Annotated in this window: 19 protein-coding genes; 14 read left to right on the top strand and 5 right to left on the bottom strand. The window is 53.5% G+C overall.

Going from position 1 to position 20022, the window contains the following annotated elements; genetic code table 11:
• Window positions 1-28: 28 nt before the first annotated feature.
• A complete protein-coding gene (locus AC6I8R_RS23900; protein WP_415174085.1) occupies window positions 29-1300 on the bottom strand; it encodes an NTP/NDP exchange transporter in 1272 nt (423 codons plus the stop codon).
• A 320-nt stretch (window positions 1301-1620) separates the two neighbouring features.
• Here AC6I8R_RS23900 and AC6I8R_RS23895 point away from each other — a divergent pair, with 320 nt between their 5' ends.
• Together AC6I8R_RS23895 and AC6I8R_RS23890 are read left to right on the top strand one after the other, a co-directional pair.
• Window positions 1621-2277 (top strand): carboxymuconolactone decarboxylase family protein, encoded by a 657-nt coding sequence (locus tag AC6I8R_RS23895; RefSeq protein ID WP_497833080.1) that lies wholly within the window; start codon window positions 1621-1623, stop codon window positions 2275-2277.
• 24 nt (window positions 2278-2301) lie between these two features.
• On the top strand, window positions 2302-3357 hold the full coding sequence (locus AC6I8R_RS23890; protein ID WP_208727230.1) for an NAD(P)-dependent alcohol dehydrogenase: 1056 nt from the start codon (window positions 2302-2304) through the stop codon (window positions 3355-3357).
• A 36-nt stretch (window positions 3358-3393) separates the two neighbouring features.
• Here the strand turns inward: AC6I8R_RS23890 and AC6I8R_RS23885 are convergent, their stop codons facing one another.
• Window positions 3394-4287: a LysR family transcriptional regulator gene (locus AC6I8R_RS23885; RefSeq protein ID WP_415174241.1), complete on the bottom strand. Its 894-nt coding sequence runs from the start codon at window positions 4285-4287 to the stop codon at window positions 3394-3396.
• Between the two features lie 281 nt (window positions 4288-4568).
• Here AC6I8R_RS23885 and AC6I8R_RS23880 point away from each other — a divergent pair, with 281 nt between their 5' ends.
• From AC6I8R_RS23880 to AC6I8R_RS23850, 7 genes are all read left to right on the top strand, one after another.
• Window positions 4569-4823, top strand: coding sequence for a YdgH/BhsA/McbA-like domain containing protein (locus tag AC6I8R_RS23880; RefSeq protein ID WP_208727227.1), 255 nt, complete (start codon window positions 4569-4571; stop codon window positions 4821-4823).
• 164 nt (window positions 4824-4987) lie between these two features.
• A complete protein-coding gene (locus AC6I8R_RS23875; RefSeq protein ID WP_208727225.1) occupies window positions 4988-5338 on the top strand; it encodes a helix-turn-helix domain-containing protein in 351 nt (116 codons plus the stop codon).
• A 36-nt stretch (window positions 5339-5374) separates the two neighbouring features.
• The gene (locus AC6I8R_RS23870; protein ID WP_497833079.1) at window positions 5375-6535 is read left to right on the top strand and encodes an efflux RND transporter periplasmic adaptor subunit; all 1161 of its coding nucleotides are present in this window, start codon (window positions 5375-5377) and stop codon (window positions 6533-6535) included.
• Window positions 6535-9678, top strand: a complete 3144-nt coding sequence (locus AC6I8R_RS23865) for an efflux RND transporter permease subunit (protein WP_497833078.1) — start codon at window positions 6535-6537, stop codon at window positions 9676-9678. The genes AC6I8R_RS23870 and AC6I8R_RS23865 overlap by 1 nt, the downstream gene beginning before the upstream one ends.
• Before the next feature lie 144 nt (window positions 9679-9822).
• A complete protein-coding gene (locus tag AC6I8R_RS23860) occupies window positions 9823-10221 on the top strand; it encodes a (R)-mandelonitrile lyase (RefSeq protein WP_415174238.1) in 399 nt (132 codons plus the stop codon).
• A gap of 173 nt (window positions 10222-10394) precedes the next feature.
• Window positions 10395-10610, top strand: a complete 216-nt coding sequence (locus tag AC6I8R_RS23855) for a hypothetical protein (RefSeq protein WP_021182279.1) — start codon at window positions 10395-10397, stop codon at window positions 10608-10610.
• 110 nt (window positions 10611-10720) lie between these two features.
• Window positions 10721-11977: a chloride channel protein gene (locus AC6I8R_RS23850; RefSeq protein WP_021182278.1), complete on the top strand. Its 1257-nt coding sequence runs from the start codon at window positions 10721-10723 to the stop codon at window positions 11975-11977.
• Between the two features lie 17 nt (window positions 11978-11994).
• Here AC6I8R_RS23850 and AC6I8R_RS23845 read toward each other — a convergent pair whose 3' ends face one another.
• On the bottom strand, window positions 11995-13185 hold the full coding sequence (locus tag AC6I8R_RS23845) for an MFS transporter (RefSeq protein WP_415174236.1): 1191 nt from the start codon (window positions 13183-13185) through the stop codon (window positions 11995-11997).
• A gap of 178 nt (window positions 13186-13363) precedes the next feature.
• Here AC6I8R_RS23845 and AC6I8R_RS23840 point away from each other — a divergent pair, with 178 nt between their 5' ends.
• Entirely contained in the window at window positions 13364-14332 is a 969-nt protein-coding gene (locus AC6I8R_RS23840; protein WP_021182276.1) for an AraC family transcriptional regulator, read from the top strand.
• 166 nt (window positions 14333-14498) lie between these two features.
• The gene (locus tag AC6I8R_RS23835) at window positions 14499-15854 is read left to right on the top strand and encodes an MFS transporter (RefSeq protein ID WP_497833077.1); all 1356 of its coding nucleotides are present in this window, start codon (window positions 14499-14501) and stop codon (window positions 15852-15854) included.
• A 43-nt stretch (window positions 15855-15897) separates the two neighbouring features.
• On the opposite strand, the gene AC6I8R_RS23830 is transcribed toward AC6I8R_RS23835, so the two are convergent.
• Together AC6I8R_RS23830 and AC6I8R_RS23825 are read right to left on the bottom strand one after the other, a co-directional pair.
• Window positions 15898-16422, bottom strand: coding sequence for an NAD(P)H-dependent oxidoreductase (locus AC6I8R_RS23830; protein WP_415174234.1), 525 nt, complete (start codon window positions 16420-16422; stop codon window positions 15898-15900).
• A 50-nt stretch (window positions 16423-16472) separates the two neighbouring features.
• On the bottom strand, window positions 16473-16763 hold the full coding sequence (locus AC6I8R_RS23825) for a DUF1330 domain-containing protein (RefSeq protein ID WP_021182273.1): 291 nt from the start codon (window positions 16761-16763) through the stop codon (window positions 16473-16475).
• A gap of 143 nt (window positions 16764-16906) precedes the next feature.
• Between AC6I8R_RS23825 and AC6I8R_RS23820 the strand changes: the two genes are divergently transcribed.
• The 3 genes from AC6I8R_RS23820 (at window position 16907) to AC6I8R_RS23810 (ending at window position 20015) form a co-directional block, all read left to right on the top strand.
• Window positions 16907-17860: a LysR family transcriptional regulator gene (locus AC6I8R_RS23820; protein WP_415174233.1), complete on the top strand. Its 954-nt coding sequence runs from the start codon at window positions 16907-16909 to the stop codon at window positions 17858-17860.
• 14 nt (window positions 17861-17874) lie between these two features.
• Entirely contained in the window at window positions 17875-18522 is a 648-nt protein-coding gene (locus AC6I8R_RS23815; RefSeq protein WP_415174232.1) for a Rossmann-fold NAD(P)-binding domain-containing protein, read from the top strand.
• 275 nt (window positions 18523-18797) lie between these two features.
• A complete protein-coding gene (locus AC6I8R_RS23810; protein ID WP_235056546.1) occupies window positions 18798-20015 on the top strand; it encodes an OprD family outer membrane porin in 1218 nt (405 codons plus the stop codon).
• Window positions 20016-20022 lie beyond the last annotated feature (7 nt).

Below are 20022 nucleotides of genomic sequence, written 5' to 3'. Positions count from 1 at the left end.
TTGATCAATTGACGTCGTGAGAGGGACATTAGTCAGCTCCTGAGTTGAGGGAAATTAAAGGTGATTGACGGCCCAGCCAGACCGACAGCGCCAACCAGACGAGAGACAAAGGGATCGCAATATACGCCAGCAGGCCGGAACTCCCGGCAAATCCCATCAGCCCGGCATAACTCCAGCTCCCCATCTGATCGCCGAGACGATACACCACCGTATCGATGAAATTTTTCGACTTATAGCGTTCTTCTTTCGCCACACGGGTAAATAAAATTTCTCTGCCGGGTCGGGCGAAAGCGAAGTTACTGATGCGGCGTGCAACCTGGAATACGACAAAAATAATCAGGGAAGGAAATGCCAGCAGCAGCGAAAATCCCGCGAGTGTTACCAGCGGTAAAATGGCGAGGGTCAGGGAGACACCCAATCCTTTCAACGCCCGTGAGGTGAAAAAGATCTGTGCGATGAAGGTGAGCAGATTGACCCACAAATCGATGGTGGCGAAAAACGCGGTACGCGAGGCACGGTCAGAAAAGGCATTTGCCGCAATCGACGCCTGCTCAAAATAGAGAAAGGTGGAGGTCAGACTATACAGCATCATAAACAGGGCGATACCGGAGAGGTAAGGCGAACGCAGCGTGTGGGTGATCCCGGCGAGCACCGATCCCCCAACAGGACGTTCCGTTGTTTTCCCGGCAAAATTTGTACTGTGCGCAGCAGCCCGCTGAGCCGACAGCAGACTGATTTCCAACAGCAAAAACGCCAGCAACACCAGGCCGCGCTGGTCAATACGATCCACTGAAATCAGCGTCAGAGAAGACCCGATTAGCGCCCCCAGTGTCGCCCCAGCAGAAAGGATACCAAATAGCCGCATCCCCTGTTCGGAGGTAAAAATATCAACGATCAATGACCAAAACAGGGAAACGACAAACAGGTTGAATACCGATAACCAGATAAAGAAAAACCGGCCAGTCCAGATACGATATTCACTGAACGCAGGGAGTAGCAACACAAAAAACAGCAGCAAATTGCTGGCAAAAAAATGGTAGCTGATCCTGATGACAGTTATTCGCTGATAGCGTTTTACCAGAAAAGAAAATAACGGTGTCAATAGCAACATCGCAGCGAGCGTACCGCTGAACAACCAGGGAAGATTATTCACCCCTCCCGCCACACCTAACTCGTCACGTACCGGGCGCAAAAGATAATAAGCAACAAATAAAGAAAAGACATACAACATCGACCATGCCAGCGTTTTCAGCTCTTTCGGCCTGACATTTAAAAATTGATAATATTTATCAAAACACATTCATCGTCACCCGAATGTCGTATTTCACCAGAAGATATTTTAAAGTGCATAATATTTACGCGAATCCGTAGCAGCGCGATAGAATTGCGCAAGGTAATAGCGCGATAAATCGCGCCGCTACGGTAGAATTGCGGAAATTAAGCCTTGTTGGATTAGCATTTTGCGGCATTAATGATGAGTTCAATTCATAACGTCATTCAGCATAAACCGGTAATAACGGGCTGATTCCTGCGGATTTTTATTCTAAGGTGAAGGACGCGTGACTGCTGACAGCAACGTCACGACTTATCTATGCGTCAGGTGATAAAGGCAATATCAATATGAATACAACAGCATCACTCAATGCCACCCAGCGGGCCATTATTCCCATTGCGGCCTGGACCGCCAAAGGTGATTTACCCGCACTTTCTCAGGCACTCAACGCAGGGTTAGACAGCGGTCTGACCATCAATGAAATAAAAGAAGTGTTGCTGCAAATGTATGCCTACTGTGGCTTTCCCAGAAGCCTGAATGGCATTACAACTTTTATGAGCGTGATTAAACAGCGCGCTGAACAAGGGATCAACGATCCTGTCGGTAAAGCCCCTTCCCCGGCACCGCAGGATAAATCACGGACTGAAGTAGGGTCTGATATTCAGACGCTCATTGCAGGACGGGTTTTGAAAGCTGAGAAAGGCAATTTCATCGAATTTTTGCCTGAAATTAACCAGTTCCTGCAAGAACATCTTTTTGCTGATGTGATTGCCCGCGACAACCTCGGTTTACCGGAACGGGAAATCGCCACTATCGCCGCGCTCACCGGTCTTGGCGGTGTGGAATCCCAACTGAAATCACACATTGGTGGTGGTCTCAATGTCGGGCTGACTGAACAGCAGGTGAAAAGCCTGTTTGTGGTCTATGGTGACACCGTCGTCAGCCATGAAGCCCAACGCGGCATGCAGCTGCTGGATGACGTGATGGCCAGTCGCCCGCGTTAATAGAATGCTTTCAGGAGAAACAGAATGACGTTAAATGTAAAAGGCTATGCCGCTTTTGCCGCCAAAGAAGATTTGGTGCCGCATAATTTTGTGCGTCGCGATCCGCGTGACAATGATGTTGTCATTGAGATCCTTTACAGCGGTGTTTGCCACTCCGATATTCACAACGCTTACAACGATTGGGGCGGGGCCAAATACCCGATGGTGCCAGGCCACGAAATTATTGGTCGTGTCACGCATGTGGGTAAAGCCGTGACCAAATTCAGCGTTGGCGATCATGTCGGCGTGGGTTGTATGGTGGATTCCTGTCAGCATTGCAGCGCCTGTGAACAGGGGCTTGAGCAGTACTGCGAAGAAGGGAATACCCTCACCTATAACGACGTTGATCGTCATGACCAGATGCCGACCTATGGTGGCTACTCCGACAAAATCGTGGTCACGGAAAAATTCGTGGTCAAAGTGCCAGAAGGTCTGGATCTGAAAAGCGCGGCGCCTCTGCTGTGCGCCGGAATCACCACCTGGTCGCCACTGCGTCACTGGAATGTGGGACCGGGCAGCAAAGTTGCCGTGGTCGGTCTTGGCGGCCTGGGGCATATGGCGCTGAAATTCGCCAAAGCGCTGGGGGCAGATGTGACCCTGTTCAGCCGCTCACCGAATAAATCGGAAGATGCCCGCCGTCTCGGTGCTGAACATATCGTGATTTCCACCGACGATGCGCAGATGAAGGCGGTGTATAACCAGTTCGATCTGATTATTGATACTGTGCCGTATGTCCATGATTTGAAACCTTATATCCCTACCCTGGCGCTGAACGGCACCCTGGTACTGGTGGGCTACCTGGGCGAACTGGACCCGGTACTGAATAGCGCCCCGCTGGTGTTGGGCCGTAAATCGGTCGCCGGTTCGGTGATTGGCGGGATTGCGGAAACGCAGGAGATGATGAATTTCTGCGGCGAACATGGCATCACGTCAGACGTCGAAATGATCAACATGCAAGATATTAATGATGCGTGGCAACGGATGTTAAAAAGCGATGTGAAGTATCGTTTTGTTATCGATATTGCTTCGCTGAAGGCTTAAGAAACAAGGGCAGTGGCTCGCCACTGCCCTTTCGCGTTACGCCTGATAGCGCACCGCTTCAATCAATTTCGAAAACGCAGCCGTATGTTGTTTGCGACTGGGGTAGTAAAGATAATACCCGGCAAAAGGCGCACACCAGTCATCCAGCGCAATTTGCAGTTTGCCTTCATCCACGTATTTTCGTACGCAATCTTCCGGCACATAGGCCACGCCCATTCCGGTTAAAGCAGCATCAACACGCGAGGCAAGGTTATTAAAAATTAGCTGTCCTTCCACTTTTACCCGAATCTCTTTGCCATCTTTTTGGAATTCCCAACTGTAGATGCCACCCAGAGTGGGTAAACGCATATTGATGCAGTTATGGTTCTGGAGTTCATACGGCGTCTCAGGCATACCATGTTGGACAAAATATTCCGGTGCTGCCACCACCACCATGCGCCAGTCGGGACCAATTCTGACCGCCACCATATCTTTTTCAACCTGTTCACCCAGGCGAACCCCGGCATCAAACCGGCCACTGACAATATCCGTTAAGGTATTGTCGACGGACAATTCAACGTTGACTTGTGGATAGGCTTGTAAAAAGGGTTTCAACAGCGGCCAGAGTGTCGATGCCAGCGCATGCTCTCCCGCGGTAATTCGAATATTTCCGGAGGGTTTTCCCTGTTCGTCGGACAATTGCAGCAGGGCCTTTTCGATATCGGCGATCATTGGCCCAACATTTTGAATTAACCGCTCACCGGCTTCGGTGGGGGCCACACTGCGGGTGGTACGGGTTAATAATCGTGTATTGAGCCGTTCTTCCAGTCCCCGAATGGAGTGGCTCAACGCCGATTGCGACACCCCGAGTTTGGCGGCGGCGCGGGTAAAACTCTGCTCGCGCGCCACCATCACCAGATAGATGAGGTCGTTAAAATTTTCCCTGAGCATCAGTGTGCCTCTTTGTCATCTTTTGTCAGGCTCGGGCCTTGACGGCTATACATAAACTGAAATATATGTGAGTTACTCACGAGTTGACCAGAAAAAACTCATCGCGTGTGATGGGTGTCATGTTCTAAGCCAGATTCCGTGCCGATACTTAACCTTTTGTAGCGTGATTAATGAATCTCTCTCATAACGGTTATAAATTTTTAGCCGCTAATAAAGTGTAATTTGTAATGATACTATTATTCCGTAGTTCGTTATTCCCTTTATGATTATGTGAGGTTTCCATGAAAACGTTAATTGCTTCCGCCTTTGCTCTGGCCAGCGTCTTTGCGGTTCAAAGCGCCTTTGCCGTCGATGTCATCAATGATGCCGCTGGCAAACAAAAAGTCGGTGTTGTTTCTGCGTCTGGTGCTTATTCGCTTGATGGCCTGACCAACAAACTTGCTGACAAAGCCGAGGCGGAAGGTGCCACCTCGATGAAAATCATCGCCGCCGGTGGTGAAAATAAACTTTATGGTGTGGCGGAGATTTATAAATAACCACCCCTTCTAAAGACGAAATATCCCTGAACAAGCTCACTGCCCGATTTCCTTAGCCCTGCTGTGCATACTCTTTGTTGGTGTGTTCACTGCCCGTTTCGCTTGTGCTTTATTTCGTCTTCCTTCATCTCTAACCTTAATTTTATTAATAAGGTGCAAAAGAAATGGATCGACACGAAGTTATCATCCATGACTTAATTGCGTGGATTGACGAAAATATTCGCCGCCCTCTTAAGATAGAAGACGTTGCTCAGCGATCCGGCTATTCAAAATGGCACTTACAAAGAATGTTTCAGCGCATTATGAATATCAGCCTGGGAAATTATATTCGTGATAAAAAGCTGGAAATGGCCGCGCTTGATTTGATTCAAAGCCGTGAAACAGTCATTGATATTTCCGTTAAATATGGTTACGACTCCCAGCAGTCATTTACCCGCTCTTTTGCCAGAAAATACCATGTGCCACCCGCAACCTGGCGGCGTTTACAAACACATCATTTAAATTTTCTGGTTTAACTCATCGTCATTACCGGTTTCCGGGAGAAAATAACAATGCCCCATAACGTGGCACTTAAGCCTCTGGCTTTGCTATGCGCGTTCGTCATTTTAAATTTAACAGGATGTGATGATTCAGCCGGAAAAGCTGCCGAAGTGCAGAGCGCACCCGAGGTGCAGGTCCAGACTCTGGCTATCCAGTCACTGCCCGTGTCCACAGAACTCCCCGGACGTACCTCGGCATTCCGTGTAGCAGAAGTTCGCCCACAGGTGTCAGGCATAATTTTAAAACGCGCCTTCACCGAGGGCAGCGATGTGGTGGCCGGTCAGACGCTGTACCAGATCGATCCTGCCCCTTTCCGCGCCAGCTACAACAATGCCAGGGCAGCCGTGAATGAAGCGGAAGCCAACGCGCGCATGGCACAGGTGACCCTGAATCGCTATCGCTCGCTGACCGGGACAAATTACATCAGCCGTCAGGATTATGACCAGGCACAGGCCACCGCCGCCCAGACGCGTGCCGCCGTGGATGCAGCTAATGCCGCACTGGAAACCGCCCGTATCAACCTCGCCTGGAGCACCATTACCTCGCCGATCAGTGGCCGCATCGGGCGTTCATCGGTGACTGAAGGTGCGCTGGTACAGGATGCGCAAAGCGATGCGCTGGCTACTGTGCAACAACTGGACCCGCTGTACGTCGATGTCACCCAGTCGAGCCAGGATTTCCTGCGTCTGCAACAGGAACTGGCCTCCGGTCGTTTGCATCAGAATGCCGGTAAAGCGGTGGTCAGCGTGATCCTTGGCGATGGATCTGTCTATCCCCATAGCGGCACGCTGGCATTTTCTGATGTCACCGTTGACCAAACTACCGGCTCCATCACCCTGCGCGCTATTGTCCCCAACCCGGATCACGCGTTGCTGCCCGGTATGTTTGTCCGTGCCCGCCTGGATGAAGGCACCGATCCCAATGCATTGCTGATCCCACAGCAGGCGGTGACCCGTACGCCGCGCGGTGACGCCACCGCGCTGGTGGTTGACAGCGCTAACAAGGTAGAAGTGCGCACCATCAGCGTCTCGCAGACCGCAGGTGACAAATGGCGCGTGACTGGCGGTCTGCAATCCGGCGAACGCGTGATTGTCTCCGGCATTCAACGTGCCCAACCCGGTATGACCGTTAAACCTCTCACCGCCCCTTCGCCCACAGGAACCGCCGACTGATGTCCAGATTCTTTATTGACCGCCCGATCTTTGCCTGGGTGCTGGCAATTATCATCATGCTGGCCGGGGGAATTTCAATCCTGAAACTGCCAGTGGAGCAATACCCGGACGTTGCACCCACCTCAGTGCAAATCCGTGCCACCTATCCGGGTGCGGATGCCACCACGTTGCAGAACACCGTGACCCAGGTGATTGAGCAGAACATGAGCGGGCTGGATGGCCTGATGTATATGTCCTCCACCAGCGATTCATCCGGCACGCTTCAGCTGACGCTGTCGTTTGAGAACGGCACTGACCCGGATATCGCTCAGGTGCAGGTGCAGAACAAGTTGCAGCTCGCCACCCCCCTGCTGCCGCAGGAAGTGCAGCAGCAGGGCATCACCGTGCGCAAATCCTCCAGCGTGTTCTTCCTGGTGCCCGGTTTCGTCGATGAAACCGGCCGCATGAGCATGGAAGATATTGCCGATTACGTGGCGGCTAACCTGAAAGATCCCATCAGCCGTATCAACGGCGTGGGGGATACCACGCTGTTTGGTTCGCAGTACGCGATGCGTATCTGGCTCGACCCCAACAAGCTGAACAACTACCAGCTGACGCCGGTGGATGTGATGAGCATGATCGAAACCCAGAATGCGCAGATTGCCGCCGGTCAACTCGGTGGCGCGCCGCCGGTAAAAGGTCAGCAGCTTAACGCCTCGATCATTGCCCAGACCCGACTCACCTCGCCGGAAGAGTTTGGCAACATCCTGCTGAAAGTGAACAGCGACGGCTCGCAGGTGCGTCTGCATGATGTGGCGCGGATCGAGCGCGGCGGTGAGAACTATAACTTTGTGGTTAAAATAAATGGCAAACCGGCGTCAGCATTGGGTATTCAACTGGCGGCAGGCGCTAACGCGCTGGATACCGCCAATGCCATCCGCGCGAAAATTAATGAATTAAAACCTTACTTCCCGCAGGGACTGAAGGTGGTCTATCCCTACGACACCACGCCGTTTATCAGTATCTCGATCCACGAGGTAGTGAAAACGCTGTTTGAAGCCATCGTGCTGGTGTTCCTGGTGATGTACCTGTTTTTGCAGAGTTTCCGCGCCACGCTGATCCCGACCATTGCCGTACCGGTGGTGCTGCTGGGTACCTTTGGCATCCTCGCTGCCTTCGGTTACTCGATTAACACCCTGACCATGTTCGGCATGGTGCTGGCGATCGGTTTGCTGGTGGATGACGCCATCGTGGTGGTGGAGAACGTCGAGCGCGTGATGGCTGAGGAGGGCCTGAAACCGAAGGCCGCCACGCGTAAATCGATGGGGCAAATTCAGGGAGCGCTGGTCGGCATTGCGCTGGTGTTGTCGGCGGTGTTTGTGCCGATGGCGTTCTTTGGCGGCAGTACCGGGGTAATCTATCGCCAGTTCTCCATCACCATTGTTTCCGCGATGGCGCTCTCGGTGCTGGTGGCGTTGATCCTCACTCCGGCGCTGTGTGTCACCATCCTGAAGCCGGTTAAACCCGGTAGCCACGGGCAACATCGCGGGCTGTTCGGCTGGTTTAACCGCAAGTTTGAGCAAAGTGCACATCATTACACCGGTTCTGTGGCGCGTATGCTGAACAAGAGCGGGCGCTATCTGGTGATTTACGGTGTGCTGGTCGCCGGGATGGCGGTGCTGTTTATGCGCCTGCCCACCTCGTTCCTGCCGTCGGAAGATCAGGGGGTGCTCGCCACCCAGGCCATCCTGCCGGCCGGTGCTACCCAGGAACGTACCCAGGCAGTGCTGGATCAGGTCAATGATTACTACCTGAACAACGAGAAAAGCAACGTTGAGAACGTGCTCACGGTCAACGGCTTCGGCTTTGCCGGACGGGGCCAGAACGTGGGAATCGCCTTTATCGGCCTGAAGGACTGGTCACAGCGTCCGGGTGAAGAGAACAAAGTTGACGGGATTGTCAGCCGTGCCGCTAAAGCGTTCAGCAAAATCATGGATGCCAATGTGGTGGCCTTTAACCTGCCGCCGATCATTGCTCTGGGTAACGCGACCGGTTTTGACTTTGAGTTGATTGACCAGGGCAGTCTGGGGCATGACAAACTGGTGGCCGCACGTAACCAGCTGCTGGATCTGGCACGCCAGCATCCCGATACGCTGGTGGCCGTGCGTCCGAACGGCATGGAAGACAGCCCGCAGTACAAAGTCAACATTGACCAGGAGAAAGCCACCGCACTGGGCGTCGATCTGTCCGACATCAATACCACCCTGAGCAGCGCCTGGGGCGGCAGTTATGTTAACGACTTCATTGACCACGGCAGGGTGAAAAAGGTCTACGTGATGAGCGACGCGCCGTATCGCATGATGCCAAAAGATATGGATAACTGGTACGTGCGCGCCAGCAACGGCAAGATGGTGCCGTTTGCCAGCTTCTCGACAGCCGAGTGGGTTTACGGCTCACCGCGTCTGGAACGTTATAACGGCCTGTCTTCCCTGGAAATTCTCGGTCAACCGGCACCGGGTAAAAGTTCGGGCGAAGCGATGGCGCTGATGGAACAACTGGCGAAACAACTGCCACCTGGTGTCGGCTTTGACTGGACGGGCATGTCGTACCAGGAACGCATGACCGGCGAACAGGCACCGGCGCTGTACGCCCTGTCATTGATTGTGGTGTTCCTGTGCCTGGCGGCGCTGTACGAGAGCTGGTCGATTCCGTTCTCGGTGATGCTGGTGGTGCCGCTTGGCGTGTTTGGTGCGCTGGTCGCTACCATGCTGCGTGGGCTGAATAACGATGTTTACTTCGTGGTTGGCCTGTTAACCACCATCGGTCTGTCGGCGAAGAACGCCATCCTGATCGTTGAATTCGCCAAAGACCAGATCGAGAAAGAAGGTAAAGGCGTGGTGGAAGCCACGCTGGAAGCGGCCCGTATGCGCCTGCGTCCGATTCTGATGACATCGCTGGCGTTTATTCTCGGTGTACTGCCGCTGGCACTGAGTTCTGGTGCCGGTTCCGGTGCACAGAATGCCGTCGGCACCGGGGTAATCGGCGGGATGGTGGCGGCAACCCTGCTGGCTATCTATTTTGTCCCGGTGTTCTTTGTGGTGGTGCGTAACCGCTTTGGCGGCAAGCCCCGCGACGATGAGGACGAAGAGGACATCCTCGTGTGATCGTCCCGCCCAGTCAGTATTTCTGGCTGGGCGGAACTCATGAGCAATGCTCATAGGTTTAATCGCATTACGCTATCTAATCACTTAACACCGCCTTTGCTAGAGTGATTGCATCACTCGTGAACGACAAAAGAGGAACATCACATGTTGAAAATTATCGCTAACGGCTCCGTTCCATCACGTAAAGGCCCGGAAGAGTATTTCACCGGTACGGTGAGGATCGATGCCCCCTTCAGCGGTACGGAGTCAGCGCGTGTCGGTGGCGCGACGGTCACTTTCGAACCGGGTGCGCGTACCGCCTGGCATACCCATCCGTTGGGACAAACGCTGATCATCACCCACGGCCAGGGCTGGATTCAGTGTGAAGGTGAAGAAACGGTGGTAATGAATCAGGGTGACATCGTCTTTATCCCGGAAGGGGTGAAGCACTGGCATGGCGCTACACCTGACAATGCCATGACGCATATCGCGATTGCCGAATCCCTGAATGGCAGCCCGGTTGACTGGATGGAAAAAGTCACCGACGAACAGTACCAAAAGTAACCGTTACGCTCAGCCGTTAAGCTGCCGCGGCGCTTAACATTTCGCGTGGTTTACTCCGAATTTTCCGAAGCGGCCAAAAAACTGTGCTAAAAAAAGCGTAGTGTTTGCACGTACTCGTAGCGGCGCGATAACTCGCGCCGCTACGATCTGTTTTCTAAAATCCGGGGAACGAGATGAAAAGCGTAAAAGCGATCTCAATTCGTGACGTTAACGACAAGCTGCTGAGCGGTGAACATAAAGAAGTCATCATTGATTTTGATATCAGCAGCGATGACTTTTTTGCCCTCTCTGATTACTGGTGTGAGCGGGGAGCAAAGATTAAAAAAGAGGGCGATCGATTCATGATAAAACTCAAAAAAATCAGCATCCCTGAATCTCTCGATCCCTGAGCATCCCCCCTTCAGACGTGTCTGCGCGCTGGCAGATTGGTCTTGATAGACGAAATATTTACTAAGTTCCTGTTATCTTTGCGTCTTCAATTCTTCAAGGACGCCAGGTAATGACTCATCCTGTTGGCGAAACGAAGCCGCTAATACGTCTGGTCGCTGTGGTGATGACCGGATTCCTCGCCGGTCTGGCGGGGATGCTTCTCGCCATGATCTTGCACAGCATTCAGCATCTCGCATTTGGTTACAGCATGGACCGCATCATCAGTCCCGAATCCTTTCTCCAGGGCGTGACCGATGCCGATCACTTGCGGCGTCTGGCCGCGATTATCACCGGCGGCCTGGTGGCGGGTTGTGGCTGGTGGTTACTGGGACGCTATGGACGCAAACGGGTTTCTATCAAAGCCGCCGTTTCATCCAACGCCACACCGATGCCGCCAGGCACCACCACCCTGCACGCACTGCTGCAAATTGTCACCGTTGCCTTGGGATCGCCGCTGGGGCGCGAAGTTGCCCCGCGTGAAATGGGGGCGCTGGCAGGCGGCTTTATGGCCCGTCGCCTCGGATTAGCGGCTGATGAGGCGCGCACGCTGATTGCCTGTGGTGCCGGTGCCGGTCTGGCTGCCGTCTATAACGTGCCGCTGGCTGGTGCGCTGTTTACCCTCGAAGTGTTGTTGCTGTCATTCAGTTGGGAGAAAACGCTGGCGGCGATCATCACTTCGGCCATCGCTGCCTGGACCGCCACGCTGGGTTTGGGCAATGAATCACAATATCACTTTGCCTCTGGTGTCCTGTCTCCGTCATTTCTGGCGTGGGCGATTGTTGCTGGCCCGGTGTTGGGAGCTGGTGCGTGGTTGTTCCGTAAAACCACCGGTGCCGCCCGCGCCGGGGTGAAAGACAACTGGCAGATGCCCGTATTCTGTTTGCTGGCATTTTCCCTGCTGGCCGTTCTCAGCCTCTGGTTCCCGGAACTACCGGGTAACGGCAAAGGCCCCATGCAACTGGCGCTGAGCGACAGCATCAATTTTCACCATGCGGCGTGGTTACTAGGTTTGAAAATGGTGGTGATTCTGGCGGTGTTACGCGGTGGTGCCGAAGGCGGGTTACTGACCCCTGGTCTGACGGTCGGTGGATTGCTCAGCCTGCTGCTCTGCGCACTCTGGCAACTGATGTTCCCCGGTGGCGACATCGGCAGCTTTGCGCTGGTGGGCGGCGCCGCCTTCCTCGCCGCCTCGATGCAAATGCCGCTGACCGCCGTAACGCTGGTGATGGAGTTTACCCATATGAACCATGACTATTTTGTCCCCGCCCTGCTGTGCGCCGCAGGTGCGGTGATCACCTGCCGGGTACTGGAGAAAACGCAGCGTTAATCTAACATCGCCCTGCCCTAACTTAATCCCCTGAGCCGCCTGCGTTGTGCCAGCCAGATCAGCAGCGCGCAGGCGGTCAGCATCATCTCCCCGGTGGTGATGCCTGACCAGCCACCCAGTTGCCACAATGTACCGGCAAGCGCGGAACCGATCGCCCCACCGATAAAGTTGCTGACCACAAAAGCCGTATTCAGACGACTGCGGGCCTGTGCGTCCACCGCGAACAACCGGGTTTGATTAAGTACGTTGATCGCCTGAATCGCCACATCCAGCAATAACACCGCCACCAGAATCGCGATGATGGATGTTGCACCGGCCTCCGCGATGACCAGTGAAACCATCACCAGCAGTAGCGCAGCCCCTGTCGCACCGACCGACCATCCCCGATCGTGCAAGCGCCCGGCTCGTCGTGCTGCCAGCGCACCGGCCAGTCCCACAAGGCCGACCAGACCAATCTGGCTGGCGCTAAATCCAAACGGGGACGCGCTGAGTAAAAACGTCAGTCCGGTCCAGAACAGAGTAAAAACCGAAAAACCGAGGGCACCTAATAGCAGTGTCACCTGCACGGTGGGATGCTGCCGCACCACCGTCACCACGGAGCTCAACAGTTGCAGGTATGAACCCGCCTGACGTGGCCGATCACCGGGCAGAGCACGCCATAAGATCGCGGCCAACACCAGCGTCATCACCGCAGCAAAGAGATAAATAGCCCGCCAGCCAAATGCATCGGCCACCAGCCCACTGACGGTGCGTGACGCAAGAATGCCAGTCAACACCCCTGAAACCACCGTCCCGACGATCCTGCCCCGCTGGTTGTCTGCCGCCAGGTCACCTGCCAGTGGAATCAGCAGTTGCCCCGTCACCGTGGTAAGACCCACCAAAAACAGCGAGACAAGCAGGAAAGCAAAGGAGGGAGAAAGCGCACTGGCGAGCAGCGCAAGCGCGGAAACCGCCATCATCGCCGGGATCAGGCGGCGGCGATTGTGACTATCGCCAAGGGGGACAATCAGCATCACACCCACGGCATAGCCAATCTGGGTCAGCGTCACCAACAAACCCGCATGGCCCGGCAAGATATGGAAGGCATCACCGATGTCGTGCAGCAGCGGCTGTACCCAATACAGGTTGCCCACCGCCATACCGCCAGCAATGGAGAATAACAGGGTCAGGCTTTGGGACATCCCCACTGAGGGTGCCAGTTTGGTCACGCGTTCTCCTTCTGTTCATAACGGAAATTGGCTGGATAATCGGCCTTTTTAGCAAACATCCATCGTGAAATTAAGCCGTTAAAAACCAATGGTGTTATGAAATAAAATCATCAATAGCCAGGCGCTTGCTGATGAGTCTTTTGCTAATCTAATGGGACTCTTTTTTGGTGAAAGTCTTATGGACCTGCTGTCTGATGTGCTTCAACTGCTGTCGGCACAAAGTTATGTGACCACCGGGCAGACCACCGGCCCCTGTTGGTCGATGCGTTACCCTGGCTTTTCCGGCATGAAATTTATGGCGGTCCGGCAGGGAAAAATTTGGTTTCGTCTGGAGGCAGAGAACCACTGGCGAGCGTTGTCGCCGGGTGACGGGGTCATTATTACGCGATCCGCACCTTTTATCATGGCCTCCGACCCGGCACTGCTGCCTGTCTCATCAGAAAGCGTGCCTTATGTGAGAAAAAATGGCCTGGCCGATTATGGCGGTGAAGACAGCCTGTTGCTGGCGGGAAAAATGGAGATTGATCCGGTTTCCGCTGAACAACTTCTCAACGTTTTGCCGGTGGTGATTCCTCTGCATTCCACTTCTGAGTCCTCCTCCACACTTAACTGGCTGATGACCAGGCTGCATGATGAAAGCCAGTCAAATCGTCCCGGTTCGGCGCTGGCGGGCAACCATTTGATGCATCTGGTGATGATAGAAGGGTTTCGTAGTTGGTTATTTTCTGAGGAGGCACAGTTGCATGGCTGGATCGGCGCCTTGCAGGACGCACGGATCATGCGGGCGGTAACGGCAATTCATGCGGAACCGGCCAAAAGCTGGCAACTGATGGAGCTGGCTGCGATTGCCGGCCTGTCGCGTGCCGGTTTTGCCCGTCGTTTCACTGAAACGACCGGAACATCGCCCCTGAATTATGTCACCCACTGGAGAATGCAGCTCGCCAGCAAAGCCCTCCGACTTAGCACCGAACCGATCAAGCATCTGGCGTTTCGCCTGGGCTATGCCGCTGAAAGCACCTTCAGCACCGTCTTCCGGCGGGTTTACGGTGTCTCGCCTTCCGCGCATCGGGCTGCATCGCGCGATGGACCGCTGTATCGACTGTCCTCCTTCAGGGATAAACATGCTGCATCTGATAAGCAGGAATGAGACTTTCACCAAACAAATGTGGATTTCTGATTATTAATAATCCCATCACCGCGCGCTAACATCCTCCCCCAACGCTGACCTGACCGGGTTTTTCAGGTGGTGTTTTCTCTGTTTCATCATCGCTCAGGGGCCAACCGATGTTGGCCCGGTTATCTGTGGAATTATCATGCTTATAAATAAAACAGGCCGGGACCGGTTATTCACCGCCGCCGTATGTCTGGGTTTTGTTCTGGTCCAGTTGGATGTCAGTATCGTTAACGTTGGCCTGGAGGTGCTCCGCCATCATTTCGATGCCGGAATCAGCGATCTGGAATGGGTGATGAATGCCTATTCCCTGCTGTTTGCTGCGTTGCTGTTGGGGGCTGGCACCCTGGGCGATCGCTTTGGGGTCAGAAACGTTTTTATCGCCGGGATTTTGATTTTCATCGGCGCTTCACTCAGTTGCGCCTTTGCACCCAGCATATATTGGCTGGATACCGCCCGTGGCGTTCAGGGAGTGGGCGCTGCGCTGCTGGTTCCCAGCTCACTAACCTTGCTGCGCCAATATTTTTCAGATGCTCACGCACGCGCCGGGGCGATTGCCATGTGGGCTGCATCTGGCAGCTTCGCGCTGGCCGCAGGCCCGGTTGTCGGTGGCTTGCTGATTAAGTTGTTGGGGTGGAATAGTATTTTCCTCATCAACGTGCCTGTCGGCCTGGTGAGCGTGTACTTCACGTTACGATTTGCCCCTGTCAGCCCGCGTTTTCAGCGGAAAATTCATCTCTCCAGTCAGGTATTGATTGTACTCGCTCTCGGCCTGTTGACCTTTGCCCTGACAGAATCCGCCCGTTTCGGCTGGCGAAGCCCGATCACCTTATCCGCTTTGCTGGTCGGGCTGCTCGCGTTGGTGGGATTTGTGCTGCACGAGAAGCGATCCGCCGATCCGGTGGTGATGCCATCCGTGCTACGCAATAAACTGATCGTCAGCAGCGTGATCATCGGCTTTGTGTGCAACATGGTGTTTTACGGTGCCGTGTTCATTTTCAGTATCTTTTTCCAGAGCGAGCTGAAGCTGACCGCGTTGCAGACCGGTCTGGCATTTTTGCCGATGATGCTGTTTACCGCCGTGGTGAATTTCAGCAGTAGTAAGCTCGGCAGACGTTTTCGCCTCCGCTGGCTGTCCTGCCTGGGCAGTCTGGTGAGCTGTGTCGGTTTCGCGCTGCTGTTATTCATAAAGCCGGACTGGAGCGCCTGGCAATTGTTCCTGCCGATGATGTTGCTGGGGGCCGGAACCTCCCTGGCGATGCCTGGGGTAGCAAACCTGATCTTTTCTCAGGCATCCAATGAGGAAGCCGGATCTGCCTCAGCACTCTTCTCCTGCGCGCGGCAGATGGGTGGCGTAACGGGGGTGGCGGTCTTTGGCCTGCTGATTAGCTACGCTGGTGATGAGAACCTGGTTACCGGGCTGAAATTGATTGCGGCGATGGCGATGCTGATGTCACTGATTTGGTGGATGATCAGCCGAACACGTTTGCCTGCTTAACGCGATGTGACGGGGCCGGAATACAGATCCGGCCCTTTTTGCATCAGGCACGCAATTTCTGCGCTAACACATCCTGGTATTCCGCAATTTTATCGGGACCTGCACCCGCCACACCATAGAAGGAAAGAGGCGATTGGTAGTGCATACCACAATACAGCGCTGTCGCTTTCATCGGCGTCATCACTTCTGCGAAAGTGCTGTTAATCAAACCGGCATGAGAATAAGTAAATTCACTGGCACCGGCCGAAGCAACAACCAACAATTGCTTATTTTTTAGCGCATTGCCTTCCGGACCAAATGCCCAGCCATAGGTCCAGACCTCATTTAAATAAGCCTTAAGCATTGGCGTGAGATTGAACCAGTGAATGGGGAAAATAAACACCACTCGTTCAGCATCGGCATAGAAAGATTGCTCCAGTAAAATATCGAAAGCGGTGACATCATCACCGTAAATATCGTCTAAGTTACGTACCACGACATTGGGTTGTGCTTCAGCGGTATGCTCAAGTGCTTTAATCACATGAGAGCGTTGTTTATACGGATGTGAAACGATAATTAATGTTTTCATTGGGTATCTCTTGCAGTCTGAATTAATTAACGCATTTTCTGAGAGTGAAATTACACACCTTCAACAATCCAGCTATGGGTAATGGCTGACGTCAGGCGATAAGGAAGAATTGCCTGATAGGCTGGCGAGTAATACCAGGCTTTGGCGGTTTCAAGGTCGGCAAAGCGCAAAATCACCGTTTTCCCTTCTGGTGCGGTTCCTTCCAGACAGAAACTTTCCGCACCCTGTACCAGGAGTTGTGCATTAAAGGTTTTCAGTGTTTCTGCCACCTTTGCCAGATAGGGTTTCATTCCTTCAGGATCGGTCACGGTGAAAGTAAAAATAATGAAGGCGGGTTTCATAGGAACTCTCCAGATAGCAAGCATATTCACGGGAAGGCGGTACGACGTGGGGAAGTATAAAAAATAATATTATTAACCTGAACTACACCCGTGGTTGAACTTGAGTTAACTTAAGGTTATTAATCGCATTATGGGAGAGTAGGTTGGAGATTTCACGCCATGTCCGTGCCATCCTCACCTTTGTGGAAACGGTGGATAAGGGAAGTTTTGCTGCCTGTGCCCGGCAGCTTGGGATCAGCACTGCCGCTGTGAGTAAAAATATTGCCGGTCTGGAGCAGGCGCTTGGGGTGCGCCTGCTTAACAGGACAACGCGCCGCCTGACGCTGACTGAAGAAGGCAACGCGTTTATTCATCAGGCGCGCATTGCCCTGAACGCACTTGAGGGAGCAGTTGATACGCTGGTGGCACAGAAGGCGCAAATCAGCGGGCACGTCAGGATTTCAACCAGTTCCGCTTTTGGCCGCATCCACATTCTGCCCGTGCTGCCAGGTATGACCGAGCAATACCCCGCGTTGACGGTAGAAATGGACTTTGATGACAGAGTGACGGATATCATCAAAGAGGGTTACGACCTGGCGGTCAGGGGCGGCCGAATCGTTGATTCTTCACTGGTTTCTCGTTCAGTCTGCCGTATGAACATGGTTCTGGTCGCCTCGCCCGCCTATCTCGATCGTTATGGCATCCCTGTCAATCCACAAGCGTTAAGCAACCACAGATTGATCACCCGCCGCTTCCTCGGGGGACGGGTTTCACCGTGGGGATTCAGGAACCAGGACGGCAGCTACTCAGTTCTGGAGCCGGAAGGGAACATCCTGACGGTTTCCGCCCCCGAAGCCCTGGTCGATGCTGCGTTACTGGATTACGGCATTGCTCAGGTCGGGGTTCACAACGCCTTCGACCACTTACAATCCGGCAAGCTCAAAATCGTACTTTATGGTCAGCATGACCCCGGCAATTACGAGATGGTGATTCAATATCCCCATCGCGCCTTGATTGCTCCACGCGTTAAGGTTGTCGTTGATTACCTGCTGAACGCCTTCCGGGATGACCGGAAATTGACTATTAATTATGAAGAACTTGAACAGTTTCGCGGCTAAAGGAGCATTGCGCCATGTCCACAAGAACAGTACTACTGGCCGGTGCCACCGGCCTGGTGGGGGGATTGATCCTTGAGGCCCTGCTGGCCGACCCGACCGTCTCGGCAGTGCATGCTCTCAGCCGTCGGCCATTACCCCTTCAACACCCAAAACTTGAGGTCCATGTTGTGGATTTTAGCCAGTTACCTGCGCTGCCACCGACGGATGAAGTCTATCTGGCGCTGGGTACCACCATTAAAGTCGCTGGCAGCCAGGCCGCGTTTCGTGCTGTCGACTTCGAGGCCAATCTGGCGGTCGCCAGAGCGGCAAGCGCACGGCGGGTAGGATTGGTCAGCGCTGCCGCTGCCAATGCAAAATCCGCTATTTTCTATAACCGGGTGAAAGGAGAACTGGAGGATGCGCTGAAAGCGATGGATTTCACCGCGCTGGTGATTGCCCAACCCTCGCTGCTGCTCGGTTCGCGGGCGCATCTGCAACAACCGCGGCGACTGGGTGAAATGATTGCCAGCCCGATTGCCAGACTCTTCGCCCCCCTCCTGCCCGGCGCTTACCGCCCGGTGTCGGCACGGGCAGTGGCGCGAGCACTGGTCAACACCGTACCGACAGCCAATGGCCTGGTGGTGCTTACCTCAGACCTGCTGGTCAAGTCTGATCGCCACTGATAACCCCTGATTGCCCCTTCAGGTATGCCTGTTCTCTTTATATTCGGCAGCAGGCATCAATACTCGCGAATAATATCGTCACACCCCGTCATTATTTGACCGTAATAAAACCGCATAAATCGATAAAAATGAGCCCATTTTCACGAAGCGTAAAATGTTAATATCCCGCGCGCACTTTCAGCATTAACAAAATAATATCGAATTTATAAGGCAGACATAACGTGAAAAAGATATTCAAACTTTCACTGGTGGCATCATTAATTGGCCTCTCTGGAATGGCCGCTGCGGCTCAGGAATCAAACGGCTTCCTTGAAGACAGTCATCTTGATGTACTTTTACGCAATGCGTATATCAACAGGGATTATAAAGACGAAGGTGTTCGCACTCGTCGTGAGTGGGGACAAGGCATCATTGCCAACTTTTCTTCCGGGTTTACTCAGGGACCGGTAGGTTTTGGCGTTGATGGTCTGGCGCAATATGCTGTCAGACTGGATGGCGGTCGCGGCCGTAGCGGCGCAGGTGGTATCGATTTCTTTGCTCAGGATAACGATGGCAAAGCCAAATCTGATCTGGCGAAATTTGGCGCCACCGCCAAAATGCGCTTTTCCAATACCGTGCTCAGCTACGGTACTCAGCGCCCGATGCTGCCGATCCTGACAGCAGATGACTCGCGTCTGCTGGATGAAACCTATACCGGTTTTATGCTGAACTCGCAGGAAGTGGCAGGATTAAACGTCACCGCCGGTTACTTTACCGATGAACAACAGAAAAGCGACGACAGCCATGATACCGGCCTGAAATCGCTGAGTTTTGCCGGTGCCAGTTATCAGTTTACCGATCAATTGAGCGGTGCCTTTTACGCTTCCAATGTCGAAGACGTGATTAATAAGCAATACCTTGGCCTGAATTACAAAACGCCGCTGGCAGACAATCAATCCTTTGGCCTCGACTTCAACGGCTATAACTCGCGCCTGAACCAGGAATACGCCAATCAACTCGACACTGGCCGCAGCAATACCATCTGGAGTCTGGCGGCAAGCTATACCTTTGATATTCATACCTTCAAGGTGGCTTATCAGCAAAGCAGCGGCAGCACTGGTTACCATTATGGCGGCTACCGCAATCAGGGCGGCGTCGGTGATGGCGGCAGCACCATCTGGCTGGCGAACTCTTACTGGTCTGACTTTAATGGCGAGGACGAGCGTTCGTGGCAGGTTGCTTACTCGATCGACCTGAGTGGTGTCGGCATTAACGGTCTGAGCTATGACGTTGCTTATGTCCGTGGTGACAATATCAAAACCTCGGCCACCGATAATGGGCACGAACATGAATTCTTTAATCAGGTGCAGTACAAGGTGCCTGATGGCGCCGCTAAAGACCTGAAAGTGAAGCTGCGCTTCTCTTCACTGCGCGTTTCCTCAGACGCTGCTGATTATAATGTCGGTGGTAATGAAGTACGTGTATTTGTTGAATATCCGTTCTCGATTCTCTGATTTAAAA

It is taken from the genome of Pantoea sp. X-Soil-OKNW-713 (assembly GCF_059730685.1).
The sequence above is the reverse complement of the archived record's forward strand: the minus strand, read 5'-3'. Positions and strand labels throughout refer to the sequence as shown.